Here is a 15,110-nt window from a genome sequence, read left to right on the forward strand (position 1 = left end):
ATACTAAGCACACGCATTTCTACATCAATAAACCTATTTATGAACATAAAAGAGAGAAGTATTTATGATCATCCCATGGCAAGACATTGCGCCAGAGACACTGGAAAACCTCATCAAAGAGTTCGTGCTGCGTGAAGGCACAGACTACGGCGACGTAGAGGTTTCACTGCAAAACAAGATTGATCAAGTGAAACATCAATTAGCTTCAGGAGAAGTCAGCATTGTGTTTTCTGAGCTCCATGAAACCGTTGATATTCAAGTCACAAAACGCTTCTAAGCTGCGCTCATAAAGGAGCCGTGTTATAGTGGTAAACGATTGCTAACAAGTAAGTTACTCAAAAGACAAGGGTTGTCATGTCCGCTAAACATCCAATTATTGCGGTGACGGGTTCATCAGGAGCCGGCACCACCACTACCTCAGAAGCCTTCCGAAAAATGTTCAATATGATGGACGTGAAGGCCGCTTGGGTTGAAGGGGATAGTTTCCATCGCTTCACTCGACCAGAGATGGATGTCGAGATCCGTAAGGCTCGCGAACAAGGTAAGCACATCAGCTACTTTGGTCCACAAGCCAACGATTTTGGCGCATTAGAAGAGTTCTTCCGTCAATACGGTAATGAAGGCACGGGTAAAGTCCGTAGTTACCTACATACCTTCGATGAAGCCGTGCCTTACAATCAAATGCCGGGCACCTTTACGCCATGGCAAGAGATCCCAGAAAATTCCGATGTGATGTTCTACGAAGGTCTTCATGGTGGCGTGGTAGATGGCGACATCAATGTCTCACAACACGTCGACTTGCTGATCGGTATGGTGCCAATCGTCAACCTTGAGTGGATCCAAAAATTCGTTCGTGACACACGCGATCGTGGGCACTCACGCGAAGCAGTAATGGATTCCATTGTTCGCTCAATGGATGATTACCTTAACTACATTACTCCTCAGTTTTCGCGTACTCACATCAACTTTCAGCGTGTTCCAACGGTAGACACATCAAACCCTCTCAACGCTAAAGGGATCCCAAGTTTAGACGAAAGCTTCGTTGTTATACGTTTGCGCGGCATCAAAAACGTCGATTTCCCTTACCTTTTAGCTATGATTGATGGCTCATTTATGTCTCGCCACAACACGCTTGTGGTACCAGGAGGGAAGATGAGTTTTGCTATGGAGCTCATTGTAAGGCCGATCCTACAACAACTCATCGAAACCGGAAAAATTGGTTAACAGAGCACCATTCTGGTTGATTACTTTTCATACCGTGATCATGTGCACAATTTTGCGTAAAAAATCGTAGCTTGGTCACGATTAAAATCAAGAAATAGTACCTGAAAAAGGATACTATTCTTAAACGAAACACAAGATAGCTTGCAGCGCTCAACGAGTGCTCTTATCCTACAAGTCAATCCAGGCTTAGCTAAAATACGGAAAGCGGCAAGCATACCCTGCAGAGGAAGTGAGATATTATGGTTCTAGGTAAACCTCAAACCGATCCAACATTAGAGTGGTTCCTTTCACACTGTCATATTCATAAGTACCCATCAAAAAGTACTTTGATTCATGCTGGTGAAAAGGCAGAAACCTTGTACTACATTGTTAAAGGTTCTGTGGCAGTTCTTATCAAAGACGAAGAAGGTAAGGAAATGATTCTTTCTTACCTAAACCAAGGCGACTTCATCGGTGAGCTAGGCTTATTCGAAGAAGACCAAGAGCGTACAGCTTGGGTTCGTGCAAAATCTCCTTGTGAAGTAGCTGAAATTTCTTTCAAGAAATTCCGTCAACTTATCCAAGTGAACCCAGACATCCTAATGCGTCTATCAGCGCAAATGGCAAACCGTCTACAAGTAACTAGCCAAAAAGTTGGTGACTTAGCGTTCCTTGACGTAACTGGTCGTATCGCACAAACGCTACTAAACCTAGCAAAACAACCAGATGCAATGACTCACCCTGACGGCATGCAAATCAAGATCACTCGCCAAGAGATTGGCCAGATTGTTGGTTGTTCTCGTGAAACAGTTGGTCGTATCTTGAAGATGCTAGAAGAGCAGAACCTAATTTCTGCACACGGTAAAACTATCGTGGTATATGGCACTCGTTAATCTCGATTAACTGAGCCTAAAATTTGAAAGCCACCAAATGCAAATTTGGTGGCTTTTTTGTTTTCTAAAGATCTACAAAGAAAATACGAATGAAACACCTACAGCTTCGAAGCGTAAACACTCTCGAAGCGAAGCCTATCTGCATCTTTAGGGTAAAGTCCGTACTCGTATCTTTCTTTAACCGTTAGTGCTTTCGAAGATCTTGTCAGCCGATGCTGCCACAAAACCGGTATAAAGCTCACCATTAGCCATCGCATAACGCTTAGCGAACTCATAGAAGCCTCCAGGAATCATCTCATTGCCCTCAACAAATGAAACTGGGACTTTATCTGCCATTGTTGATGATTGCTCTAATAAGACCTCTGGAGAGCCTTTAACCTGACCGCCAGATGCATTGATCGTGAAGCCTGACTCGCTCAGGTAGTCATTCACCGCCTGCACTTCATCAAATTCATTTAGCTGGTTCACACTCACCGTAAAGTGGTTTGCACCATATCCATGAGCCGCGAGCCAAGACGCGTATTCGCTCTCTTTCGCTAGTACTTGGAAGTCAGCGAAGCTCAAATCCCAAAGACGACCACCAAACAAGAACTCATGACCTTGAAGCTTACTTGAGTCCACTTGCTCAACCAATTTAGCAACGATCTGTTGTAAGTCACTTGAACACTCTTCGACCTTCAACTCACTAATGAACACTTTAGGTTGATTTGGATCTGGGTGCTCGTAATGCTTCGCGACTAGCTTCTTACTCTCAAACAAGTAATCGCCACACGCTTTATAACCTAGCTCAAGGAAAGGCTTAGCCAATGTTTCAATACCTAGCGGAGCAACATTGAAAGTACGCAGTGCAATGTGATCATTAATCAGAGCTTCGTCTTCTTTCAGCAAGTGATGTACTTTCTCAGCCGATGGACAAAGCCTGTGAATGTAATCGTCCCAAAGTGATTTAAAGAGTAGATCGGGCGTCATGGTGACTCCTTGTCAGAGGTTCTAGCAAGCTAGTAATTTGGATTAGAGAGGGAGAGGCTGGACACAGAGTCAGCAGCCATCAGCCTGTGACATACTTGTTCTATTATTATCTACCGCCCAATCTAGGTGTCGGACGTGATGGAAAAAGGAAGCGATAACACCACTTCCTTATTTCAAAGTTAACGAATGAGCCTAGTACCTTATAAGCCTAAGTCAAAAAAGCATTAAGCTTATAAAACCACGGTCCATAAACCTGTGCTTCATAAATCTATGGTTCATAAACCTGTAGTTCAGAAATTAAAGCTCAATACCCGGGCTAAACGTTGCTGGAAGTTGAGTTTCACCACCTTCCATTGAAGCCATAGGGTAAGCACAGTAGTCCGCGGCGTAGTAAGCACTTGGGCGTAGATTGCCCGAAGCCCCCGGGCCACCAAATGGTGCATCACCACTTGCGCCTGTTAGCTGGCGGTTACGGTTAACAATACCCGCACGGATATGGTCAACGAAGTATTCCCACTCTGAATCGTCTGTTGAAACTAAGCCTGCAGACAAACCAAAACGTGTGTCATTAGCCAGTTCAACCGCTTGCTCTAGTGACTGGTAACGAACCACTTGCAGTAATGGACCGAAGTACTCTTCATCTGGCAGTTCGGCAATGTTAGTTGCATCGATAATGCCCGGAGAAACAAACGCCGCTTGACCCGCTTTTGCTTCTACTAGGCTGACACCGCCTAACGATTGCAGATTAGCTTGCGCGTCCAGAATGAACTTAGCCGCAGCTTCAGAGATCTGAGGGCCCATGAAAGGAGCTGGTTCCGCGAAAGGCTGATCGACACGAATCTTTTGCGTAGCTGCGACCAGTTTATCGAGTAGCAGATCGCCCTTCTCGCCAACAGGCACATACAAGCGACGTGCACATGTACAACGTTGGCCCGCACTGATGAAGGCCGACTGGATAATGGTATAAACCGTCGCGTCAGCATCACCAAATTGGTCAGTGATCACCATAGGGTTGTTGCCGCCCATCTCTAGCGCCAACATCTTGCCCGGTTGACCTGCGAATTGACGGTGAAGGATATGACCAGTATTAGCACTGCCCGTGAATAGCACGCCATCAAGACCTTTAGCATCAGCCAGTGCGATACCGGTTTCTTTAGCGCCTTGCACTAGATTAATCACGCCAGCAGGAAGGCCTGCTTCTTGCCACAGTTTCATCGCAAACTCACCCGTCCAAGGTGTCTGCTCTGACGGCTTAAATACCACGGTATTACCCGATAGCAGTGCCGGAACAATATGACCGTTAGGTAGGTGACCAGGGAAGTTATAAGGACCAAATACTGCCATTACGCCTAATGGGCGATGACGCAATACGATTTGGTTGCCTGCGGCTTCACGTGAAGCTTCACCCGTACGTTCGTGGTAAGCGCGAATAGAGATAGCGATTTTACCCGCCATCGCACCCGCTTCAGTGCGAGTTTCCCAAATCGGTTTACCCGTCTCTTTTGCAATAATCTGTGCAATTTCTTCGCTGTTCTCTTTTACTTTCTCAGCAAAGTTCAACACGATCGCTTCACGCTCTGCAAAGCTCAATTTTTTCCAAACCAAGAAAGCGTCACGCGCCGCTGCTACTGCAGATTCAACCTGTGCTGGTGTCGCGCTATCACCCTGCCACACTACTTCATTGTTGTATGGGCTTACTGATGTCATGGCGTCACCTTGACCTGCCACCCACTGTCCTGCTATCCACTGAGTCATACTTCTATCCTTAAAATCTTCGACAGATAATCGCCGCTCTTATTGAGCCAACATACGAACGAATTCGCCTTCTTTTACTTCAAGAGCGCTTGCTACTTCAGATGATAAAATCACTGTGTCGCTTGCTTGGTCATACGCACCTTTCGCGGCTACTGCGCGGAAGTTCTCAAACGAGGTATTACCAATTAGGAAGTCTTTAGAGCTAGAGTGCTCTGCAATTTGAACCTGTGCTCGAATTGAGTGACGCACAGATTCGATGTTTCTTAGATCACACTCAACCGTTGGGCCTGCATCAAAGATGTCGACATAACCACGGTTGGTGAAACCTTCACGTTCCAGCAACTTAAGTGCAGGGCGCGTATTGTCATGTACCTCTCCGATCACCGCTTGAGCTTCTTTGCTCAGTAGGTTCACGTAGATAGGTAGCTTAGGCATTAGGTCAGCAATGAAGCCTTTCTTACCAATACCGGTTAGGTAATCGGCAAGCGTGAAGTCAATCGAGAAGAAATGTTCTTGCAGCCATTGCCAGAAAGGAGAATTGCCTTCCGCATCTGATACACCACGCATCTCAGCAAAGATCGTTTTTGAGAAACGCTCTGGGTGCTCAGCCATCAGTAGGAAACGACACTTAGACATCAGTCGACCGTTTAAGCCTTTGCGGTAATCAGGACGTAAGAACAGCGTACAAATTTCGCTGCAGCCTGTGTAGTTATTACCAAACGTCAACAGCTTAACCACGTTATTCACTTTAAGGCGCTGTGAAGAGTGAACCACTTTACTGATGTGGTACGAGTAAAAAGGCACATCCCAGCCAATGGAAGCTTCGATACCCGTTGTACCAGCAACTTCGCCAGTTTCAGCGTCGAAACCCACCATTAGATAGCCTTCATCACCGGGTTCGGTCACGTCTGCTTTCGCAAAGCTGTATTCAGAATGGGTAATTCGGTTAGTTAACAATTCTTCGTTAACCGGAAGAGATGTGAATCCATGACCTGATTCAACTGCACAGGTGTGCAGCGCATCGTAATCAGACAGTTTTATTGGGCGAACAACTAGCATCAATATTCCCTCCAGATGCAAAATAGGCCCAAAACCAGAAGCTTGGGCCTTTAGCAGAACGTCATGGGATCGCTCTATTGGCGATCATTCCTATGACGCCGCTCAGGCTAAACTAGCGTAGCGATTGCTTTGTCTAGTTTTGATAAACCTTCTTCAATTTCTTGTTTAGTGATAACCAGTGATGGAGTAAAACGAACCACGTTTGCACCCGCAACCAGTACCATTAGGCCTTGCTCGCCTGCTGCTACTAATACGTCACGCGCACGCCCTTGCCATTCGTCATTCAGTGCAGCACCTAACAATAGGCCTTTACCACGAATCTCACTGAAAATTTGGTATTTGTCGTTAATCTTAGTTAGACCATCACGGAATAGCGCTTCACGCTCTTTTACGCCTTCTAGAGTCTCAGGTTGGCTAACTACGTCAACCACTGCTTCAGCTACCGCACACGCCAGTGGGTTACCACCGTATGTAGAACCGTGCGTACCAACCTTAAGGTGTGTAGCCAGTTCAGACGTCGTCAGCATTGCGCCGATAGGGAAACCGCCACCTAGAGACTTCGCTGTGCTTAGAATGTCTGGTGTCACGCCCAGACCTTGGTAAGCATAGAAGTTACCAGTACGACCATTACCTGTTTGTACTTCATCAAAAATCAACAATGCATTGTGCTTGTCACACAGTTCACGAACCGTATTCACGAACTCAGCCGTTGGAGAGATGATACCGCCCTCGCCTTGCAGAGGTTCCATCATGATGGCACAAGTGCGATCAGAGATATGCGCTTCTAGAGCGGCAATATCGTTGTAAGGTAGGTGAGTTACATCGCCAGGTTTTGGACCGAAGCCATCTGAGTAAGCTTCTTGACCACCAACGGTTACAGTAAAGAAAGTACGACCGTGGAAACCTTGTTTGAATGCAATGATTTCAGATTTCTCAGGACCGTGAACATCCGCAGCCCAACGACGAGCTAGCTTAAGTGCTGCTTCGTTCGCTTCTGCACCAGAGTTCGCAAAGAATACTTTTTCTGCAAAACATACGTCAGTTAGCTTCTTCGCTAGACGCAGTGCAGGTTCGTTAGTCATTACATTACTTAGGTGCCAAATCTTGTTTGCTTGCTCGGTAACAGCATTAACCATTGCTGGGTGACAGTGACCCAAACAGCTCACAGCGATACCACCAGCAAAGTCGATATACTCTCGGCCTTGTTGGTCCCAAACGCGTGCGCCTTCCCCTTTTACTGGGATCATTTCCATTGGGTTATAACAAGGCACCATCACCTCATTAAACAGACTACGTTCTACTTTATTTTCCACTGTCATCGTACATTCCTTCTCGATACCGCAAGCTTCGCAAATAAGCGTAATGGTTCATAAGTGAGACAAAGATATTTTGTCTCGCCATAATCCCGCTGCAGCATTATATTTACATTTAATTAACCTTTTCAATAGTAGATTATTCTTTAGCCATCCCTTACAACCAGCTAAACGTCACTACCTATGACTATTTATGCATCAATTAATCTGTTTTATGAAGCTTTTTTTACCTAAACGTATAACCAGCAACAGCAAAGCCTTACTGGCATTGCGGTATATTGGGTTCGAGACGAAATAACGCGAATAATTTTGCATAGGCTAAAAACTTAGCCTGACGAGGGAGAAATGTTATAAAAAGTGATCGGCGTCAGAGGGATGAAGACGCGTAGCGCCCGAATTTAAACGCTTAACGGGTAATGGAATACGTTAAACTGGCTTATTTAGACGGAGAAAGAGTCAAATTTAAACACTCAGCGTGCTAGGAAGTTAGCGAGAAGCTGGTGTCCTTGCTCTGTTTTAATCGATTCAGGGTGAAATTGGACGGCATCAATCGGCAAGGTTTTGTGTTGATAACCCATGATCTCATCCATGCTACCATCTTCAAATTCCGTCCAAGACGTCAGCTCAAAACAGTCTGGTAATGTGCCGTTTTTCACCACTAAAGAGTGGTAACGAGTCACAGTCAGAGGGTTATTGAGACCTTGAAAAACACTCTTCCCGTTATGACGAATAGGCGAGGTTTTACCGTGCATCACTTGTCTGGCTCTCACCACTTCACCACCAAAGACTTGAGCAATGGCTTGATGACCAAGACACACACCTAAGATCGGCAGCTTACCAACGAAGTGTTCAATCACCTGCAGCGAAATTCCCGCATCATCGGGCGTACATGGGCCAGGCGAGATAACAAGATGGCTAGGATTTAGCGCTTCGATGCCCGCAATATCAATCTCATCGTTGCGAACAACTTTTACAGTTACCCCTAACTCACAGAAATACTGATACAAGTTATAGGTAAAAGAGTCGTAGTTATCGATGATAAGTAACATGGGTCGAAATCGTTTGCTAAATACTAAAGGATTGGGAGATATAGGGGCGGTATTGTGCAATACCCATAGCGAAAGGCAAGTGGAAACTGCATTTCGCCAATAATTAAGGCCAACCTAAGTTGACCTTAATTGTTTACAGATAGCGTTAAGTTATCTGAATTGGCTTACTTGTATGGCAAGCCAATCTATTTGTGATTGAGCTACTTACGACGACGCCACATTGCTAAACCAAATAGTGACATAAGAGCACCGAAGCCAAATGAACCGCCTACTCTTAGCTCAAGAACGGCAGGATCATGATCCGATGAACGGAAGTGATCTTGGTACTTAGGTAGGTCACCTTTGTACTCTTCGTTGTAGTCAAACAACGTCGACTCACCACCATTGATGTGCCAATCGGTAGCATCGACAACCCTATCTTTCAGGCTTTCGCTGATCAGCAGGTGGTCTAGAGCGCCAACTTCATCATTGTATGAGTAGCTCCAGCTGTCTGGGTGCTTTTGAGCCACAGCATTGATATAACCGTAGTTCTTCGTAATCACCGCACCGCTATCACCAAACTGCTCAACACCATCAATGTAGGTATTACGAGCTGCTTTGATCTGCTTGCCGTATTTCTCTTCCGAGTAATCGGTTAGCACCAGCATTGGATCTTCCATGCCGTACGAGTTCATATCACCCAGGATCACTTTGTGACCTTTGATGCCATCGAGCGCTTCACCTAATGCAACCGCCGCAGCAACACGGAAGTTCTCACATGAACCTTGCTTATCGGCATCAACGCCGCCTTGGCCGCCCTGCTCAATCGGAGCAGCATCTTCCCAACACTTAGAGCCTTTCGATTTAAAGTGGTTGATCGCTACGGTGAGTTTCTCTTTGGTGCCTTTAACTTTAAAGGTTGGCGCCAATGAGTCACGTTGGTAGTTCTTACCGTCTTCAATCACCTTGCCTGAATCGTCTAACACCTCTGGTGCTTGTTGGCTTGGCATCGCGATAACACGGCTGTCTTTAAGCTTAACCACCTTCTTACGGTAGATAACACCCGTTGTGATAACGTCAGTACCAATAGAGTCCATCTCGTCGGTTACGCCGTCTTCGTTCGAGTCGACAGCCACAAAGGTATAACGGTCTTTCTTACGCTCAATGCGATCATTCAGTTGGTTTACAAGTTGCTGAATGGCAGAGCCTTCACCAAAGCCATTGTTCTCAATTTCCATCAAGCCAATGATGTCTGCATCTAAGCGAAGAATCGCGTTCACAATCTTCTCTTGCTGCATCTCAAACTCAGTGATGGTGTTCGCGCCACGGTTATTGCCGTGCTGATTCGCGTCGCCACCAAATGGAGAGTTGAAGTAGTTCAATACGTTGAAGGTCGCAATACGTAGGTCGCCTTCATCCATGTCTGGTTTGTCGGTACGCGGATCGTTACGCACATAGTTTTCAGCCGAGATCTGGTTAGTCGCAATTAAACGGTACTCACCGTAGCTGTAAGTCAGCACGCCTTCTAGGCCAACAATGGTGTCATCAATGCGGATGTAATCTTCTGTTGAACCATCTTGGTCGATATCAGTGCGGCCAAAATCTGGGTAGAAAGGGACTTGTCCATCAGCCGCTTTTTGATCGGTTTCAACGAAAAGACGGCGGTCTGCGTTGTCTTCAGTTTGCTGCTTCGCTTCGTCAGATCCCGCGGCGAAAAGCTGGTTCGGCTGCATGTTAATACGCTCATGCGCCAGTACCATGTTGTTACGACGACCTGCGTAGTCATAACCAAAGGCACGCGTCACACGCATATCAAGCGCTTCGGTTGTTTTCACCAACATGCCTTCGTAGCGTTCAAGCGTTGCAGCGAAGTTCTCGTCACTGTCTAGCACTTCAATCGCCGTAGCTTCAGGTGCCTGCTGCTCGCCCTGTTTTAGCCATTGGTTGTTTTCTACTTTCAGCTGAGTGTGGCTGTAGTATTCTTGAACCTTGCCTTTCACACACACTACATCACCGGCTACTAGCTCTGAGCTCGACTGGTTGGTATGAATAAATAGACCCTCAGAAGTGCTTGAGTTGAAATCATCCTCAAGTGCTTGCAGGTAGAAGCCTTTGGTTAGGCCTGTTGTTACCGCACTTACCACACCTTTTACGAAATATTCATCGTCGGTGATGTATGGGTAGCCATCGATGAATGGCGATGTAGCGCCCTCACCTTGGATTTCTTGAATGGTGGTGAATACTGGGTCAGAGCCATCTTGTGTACAAGTGAACGCTTCTGGCAGTTCAACGCTGTCTAGTGAACCTAGGCCTTCAATGCTGTCTTTTGGTAGCGATACCCATTGTGAAGCATCAAACGTCGCAGAAGGTGTTTGTGTCGCACGAACCAAAGTAACATCTTTGCCCCAGTCCACATCGCCCATCAAACCAACAACATCATGTACCGAGCCGTCTGAATTCAAGATAGCCAGCGGGTCGTCACCATTATGATTGGCGATAGAGGCATTAATGATGTCAGCTTGAGCTTTAATCTCATCACTCGCACTAGAATGTGCGACCACGAGTACTTCACCGGGTGCTAAAACGTGTCCATCTAAAGGTAAAGTGGCACCCCATGATCCGTTGCCATTGGCAGATTTCGCCAATGAGTAACCATCTAAACTAATGCTGCTATCGCCACTATTGGCAATCTCAACCGCTTTGTTATAGCTGCCGCCTTCCACATATTGTGAAATAAACAAATCAGCGTGTGCGCTTGTAGTTAACAAGCTACCAATTGCCACTGCTAGCAATGAAGGTTTGTGTAAAAGAGCCATCCGTTTCACCTGAGTTCATCGAGTTATAGTCACTGCCATCTATGGGCAGTCATGTATTTTGTGGTAACTATCAGGTTTATTTATGAAAGGAATAAGTCAGTTGGCAAGAAAATGAGGAACTTATCACTTTGGAATCATCAATTGTTTGGCACGTTATATATTTCCAACATATATAGAAACGAGTGTAATTTTATAAAGCTTGAGGGTACCAAATAAGATCATCTGCACAGCATTACAGCGATGGATATGCTAGCTAAATACTGGGTAAATTATCAATTCAAACAAGGGGGTTTCGAGGAAGACAAATGGAATGGGCATGAAAAAGCCCAAAGTAAACAACAGCTACTTTGGGCTCAAATTCTCAAGCGAGTTGTGTTAGTTCACCCTATGGGCGAGTAACAAAACCTACTGCTTCGTATGCTTTTTTCAGTGTCACTGCAGCACGTTCAGAGGCTTTTTCAGCACCGGCTTTCATTACTGCGTCCATGTAGGCACGGTCAGCACGGATACGGTGATATTCAGCTTGAATCGGCTCAAGCATCTCAACCAATGCTGCGCCTACGTCTTTCTTGAACGGACCGTACATTTCAACGCCTTGGTACTGCGCTTCGATCTCTTCGAACGTTTTACCCGTCGCTGCAGAGTACAGACCCATTAGGTTAGAGATACCCGCTTTGTTTTCCCAATCGTGAGCAATGCGTGGTGGTGTTTCTGCATCGGTTTGCGCTTTGTTGATCTTCTTGATGATCGACTTAGGCTCTTCTAGCAGAGTAATCACGTTCTTACGGTTGTCGTCCGACTTAGACATCTTCTTCGTCGCGTCTTGCAGGCTCATTACACGTGCATTCACTGTTGGAATGTAAGGTTCTGGTACTTGGAAGATTGGCGTTTCAGGACCGTAGATGTTATTGAAGCGAGTTGCGATATCACGCGCTAGCTCTAGGTGTTGTTTCTGGTCGCTACCTACAGGTACTTGGTGAGCACCGTAAAGCAGGATGTCTGCAGCCATCAACACTGGGTAGTCGTATAGGCCTACGTTTACGTCGTTTGAGTGACGTGCAGACTTATCTTTAAACTGAGTCATACGGCTCAGTTCACCCATTTGTGTGTAACAGTTAAGAAGCCAACCAAGTTGAGCATGCTCTGGTACGTGTGACTGAACAAATAGCGTGCTCTTCTTTGGATCAACACCGACAGCAAGACAGATTGCTAGTGCGTCTAGAGTCGCTTCATGCAGTGCTTTCGGATCTTGGCGAACCGTAATTGCGTGAAGGTCTACAACACAGTATTGGCAATCGTAATCATCTTGCATCTGTTGCCATTGACGTAGAGCACCCAAGTAGTTACCGATACTTAGTTCACCAGATGGTTGAACACCACTCAATACGATGGGCTTGCTCATGGTTTTAATTCCTTTGCTTATTCGCTAAGTTTATTGAACGCTTAGCTTCTTAACTTAAATATAGAAAAGCCGCACAGCTCTTCTGTACGGCTCATCCAGTGTACTCATTGATAAGTATTTTGCTAGTAGGTTAGCTAACTTTTGTCCGCTTTATGCTGAAACTAGAACGACATCTAGTAATTGCGCGACGTTATCCGCGACATAGTCAGGGTTTGATGCTGAAATCGGCTCGCCGTGGTTATAACCGTAAGTCAGACCAAACGAGTGACAACCTGCATTCTTAGCCGCTTTAATGTCGTTGCTTGAATCGCCAACCATCAACATCTCTTCCGCTTTTACATTGTGCTTTTCTAGCAACCAGTTCAGAGCGACTGGGTTCGGTTTTTTCTCTGGGAAAGAGTCGCCACCCAACACATCAACAAAGTACTTATCAATACCGTGTTGCGCCAGTACGTCTGGTACAAACTTCGATGGCTTGTTGGTAACCAGCGCCATAGTGAAGCCGGCTTTATCCAGCTCAGCCAGCGTCTCTTTAACCGATGGGTAAAGGTGACTTAGCTTGTGACCGCCCTGCTCATAGAAATCATCAAACAGGATGCGCGCTTTTTTCAGGAGCTCTGGCTCAAGGCTTGGGTCAACCGTCAGGTTGCGGCTGAGTGAACGTCCGATAAGAACATCAGCACCATTACCTACGTAGTCGCGAACTTGTTCTTCGCTCACTGAAGGGAAGCCCAACTCCTGACAAGCTTGGTCAGCAGCAACGGCCAAATCAGGCACGCTGTCTAACAAGGTTCCATCCAAATCAAAGGCGATCAGTTTTATTGAGCTTAATGACATCTTACTTTCCTATTTATTATATTCGTCTTATGAGTTGAGCGATAAGACGTAAAAAAGGGGCAAATTAGCCCCTTAATATTCAATCTATCTGTAGTTTTACGATTATGCGTTTACTTTTGCAAGCTCTGCACGCATCTCATCAATCACTTCTTTGTAATCCGGTTGATTGAAGATAGCTGAACCCGCAACGAACATATCTGCGCCCGCTTCTGCGATTTCACGGATGTTATCAACCTTCACGCCGCCATCAATCTCAAGGCGAATGTCACGGCCTGACTCATCAATCAGCTTACGAACAGCACGTAGTTTATCTAGCGTGTGAGGAATGAAAGATTGACCGCCGAAGCCTGGGTTCACAGACATCAGTAGAATCATGTCTACTTTGTCTAGGATGTAATCTAAGCAAGAAAGCGGCGTTGCAGGGTTAAGAACCACACCCGCTTTACAGCCGTGCTCTTTGATTAGCTGTAGAGTGCGATCGATGTGCTCTGAAGCTTCAACGTGGAAGGTAATCATTGATGCGCCGGCTTTAGCAAACTCAGGCACGATGCTGTCTACTGGCTTAACCATAAGGTGAACATCGATAGGAGCCGTAATACCGTAGTCGCGCAGCGCTTTACAGATAGGCGCGCCAAAAGTCAGGTTAGGTACGTAGTGGTTGTCCATCACATCGAAGTGCACAACATCAGCACCAGCTGCGAGTACTTTTTCTACGTCTTCACCAAGACGAGCAAAATCTGCAGACAAAATCGATGGAGCGATTAGAAAATCTTTCATACCAAACCTCTTAAGAGTGAGTAAATTGCGAATATCACCGCCTTGTGACATCTCATATACAAATACAAGACTCAATTCCAAGACTATTTGGTGTGCAATTCTACCTAAGCAACTAAGCAGATCCTAGCAGTTCGAAAGATTAGTTTATGAAAGTACCCGTTGGTCACTCAATTTAATGAGTTCGAGGGTTATGTTGGCCGCTACAATTCTTCTGAAGCGTGTTGCTGGTTTTTCTCTTTATGAAAAAGTGCCAGTAACTCATCGACTTTATTGCGCCCTGCGCCATTACGGCTAATGGTGCGCTTAACCTTGACCACGTTCAGTTCTGCACCATGGTATAAACGGCGCGTTAAGGTGGTGTCATGGTTTGAGATCAAGACAGGGATGCCTCGTTCCATCGCTGCTTTTTCAGCAACATCCGCCAGTGCAGCTTGGTCATCTAAGCTAAAGCCATTACCTGCGTAAGAGGTAAAGTTTGCCGTGTTCGACAGTGGTGCGTATGGAGGATCGCAGTAAACCACACAGCCTTTGCGCGCGCGGCTAAAGGTTTCATGGTATCCCTCACAGACGAAAGTGGCTTTTTTCGCTTTCTCGGCAAAAAATTCCAGCTCAGCTTCTGGGAAGTAAGGTTTTTTATAAGAACCAAATGGAACGTTAAAACCGCCCTTCTTGTTGTAACGACATAGGCCATTGAAGCCAAATCGGTTCATATACAAGAAAGCCAATGAACGATACATGACGTTATCTGTACCATTGAACTCAGCGCGAATATCTAAGAAGGCTTCTTTACGGTTGTTCTCAGGACAGAACCAGCGCTTCGCTTCCGTGATATAAGTTTCAGGATCGGTTTTAAGCAGGTTGTACAGGTTGATAAGATCGGGATTGATATCTGCAAGCAGGTACTGTTCAAAGTCAGTATTCAGAAATACTGAGCCGGCACCGACAAACGGTTCTACCAATTTACGAGCAGGTGGCAGGTGACGTTGGATGTCTTCAACTAGGCCATATTTACCACCAGCCCATTTTAGAAAGGCACGCTGCTTTTTCATTTACTGCTC

Annotated in this window: 13 protein-coding genes; 3 read left to right on the plus strand and 10 right to left on the minus strand. The window is 45.9% G+C overall.

From position 1 onward, the window contains the following. The first annotated feature begins 64 nt into the window (after positions 1–64). The 3 genes from AB4323_RS00935 to crp all read left to right on the plus strand — a co-directional run bounded on the left by AB4323_RS00935 (position 65) and on the right by crp (position 2,096). Entirely contained in the window at positions 65–277 is a 213-nt protein-coding gene (locus tag AB4323_RS00935) for a YheU family protein (RefSeq protein WP_010435208.1), read from the plus strand. A 77-nt stretch (positions 278–354) separates the two neighbouring features. Then, positions 355–1,224, plus strand: coding sequence for a phosphoribulokinase (locus AB4323_RS00940; protein ID WP_004729650.1), 870 nt, complete (start codon positions 355–357; stop codon positions 1,222–1,224). 239 nt (positions 1,225–1,463) lie between these two features. Beyond that, a complete protein-coding gene (crp, locus tag AB4323_RS00945; RefSeq protein ID WP_004729651.1) occupies positions 1,464–2,096 on the plus strand; it encodes a cAMP-activated global transcriptional regulator CRP in 633 nt (210 codons plus the stop codon). A gap of 177 nt (positions 2,097–2,273) precedes the next feature. Here the strand turns inward: crp and AB4323_RS00950 are convergent, their stop codons facing one another. The 10 genes from AB4323_RS00950 to AB4323_RS00995 all read right to left on the minus strand — a co-directional run bounded on the left by AB4323_RS00950 (position 2,274) and on the right by AB4323_RS00995 (position 15,101). Beyond that, positions 2,274–3,065 (minus strand): DUF1338 domain-containing protein, encoded by a 792-nt coding sequence (locus AB4323_RS00950; protein ID WP_372151415.1) that lies wholly within the window; start codon positions 3,063–3,065, stop codon positions 2,274–2,276. Between the two features lie 297 nt (positions 3,066–3,362). Then, entirely contained in the window at positions 3,363–4,820 is a 1,458-nt protein-coding gene (gene astD, locus AB4323_RS00955) for a succinylglutamate-semialdehyde dehydrogenase (RefSeq protein ID WP_372151417.1), read from the minus strand. Positions 4,821–4,859: 39 nt separating this feature from the next. After that, positions 4,860–5,879, minus strand: a complete 1,020-nt coding sequence (gene astA, locus AB4323_RS00960) for an arginine N-succinyltransferase (protein ID WP_017061116.1) — start codon at positions 5,877–5,879, stop codon at positions 4,860–4,862. A gap of 107 nt (positions 5,880–5,986) precedes the next feature. Then, positions 5,987–7,198 (minus strand): aspartate aminotransferase family protein, encoded by a 1,212-nt coding sequence (locus AB4323_RS00965; protein ID WP_017066202.1) that lies wholly within the window; start codon positions 7,196–7,198, stop codon positions 5,987–5,989. A 464-nt stretch (positions 7,199–7,662) separates the two neighbouring features. After that, positions 7,663–8,241 (minus strand): aminodeoxychorismate/anthranilate synthase component II, encoded by a 579-nt coding sequence (locus tag AB4323_RS00970; protein WP_009848915.1) that lies wholly within the window; start codon positions 8,239–8,241, stop codon positions 7,663–7,665. Positions 8,242–8,441: 200 nt separating this feature from the next. Beyond that, positions 8,442–11,036, minus strand: coding sequence for an ExeM/NucH family extracellular endonuclease (locus AB4323_RS00975; protein ID WP_102319997.1), 2,595 nt, complete (start codon positions 11,034–11,036; stop codon positions 8,442–8,444). A 385-nt stretch (positions 11,037–11,421) separates the two neighbouring features. Further along, a complete protein-coding gene (gene trpS / locus AB4323_RS00980; protein WP_016796005.1) occupies positions 11,422–12,438 on the minus strand; it encodes a tryptophan--tRNA ligase in 1,017 nt (338 codons plus the stop codon). Positions 12,439–12,588: 150 nt separating this feature from the next. Then, complete coding sequence (locus AB4323_RS00985) at positions 12,589–13,275, minus strand: phosphoglycolate phosphatase (protein WP_017061120.1); 687 nt, start codon at positions 13,273–13,275, stop codon at positions 12,589–12,591. Positions 13,276–13,377: 102 nt separating this feature from the next. Beyond that, positions 13,378–14,052, minus strand: coding sequence for a ribulose-phosphate 3-epimerase (rpe, locus tag AB4323_RS00990; protein WP_010435263.1), 675 nt, complete (start codon positions 14,050–14,052; stop codon positions 13,378–13,380). 200 nt (positions 14,053–14,252) lie between these two features. Next, the gene (locus AB4323_RS00995; protein ID WP_017061122.1) at positions 14,253–15,101 is read right to left on the minus strand and encodes a Dam family site-specific DNA-(adenine-N6)-methyltransferase; all 849 of its coding nucleotides are present in this window, start codon (positions 15,099–15,101) and stop codon (positions 14,253–14,255) included. Positions 15,102–15,110 lie beyond the last annotated feature (9 nt).

This window comes from Vibrio sp. 10N.261.52.C11 (genome assembly GCF_041471405.1).
Taxonomy (GTDB): domain Bacteria; phylum Pseudomonadota; class Gammaproteobacteria; order Enterobacterales; family Vibrionaceae; genus Vibrio; species Vibrio crassostreae_C.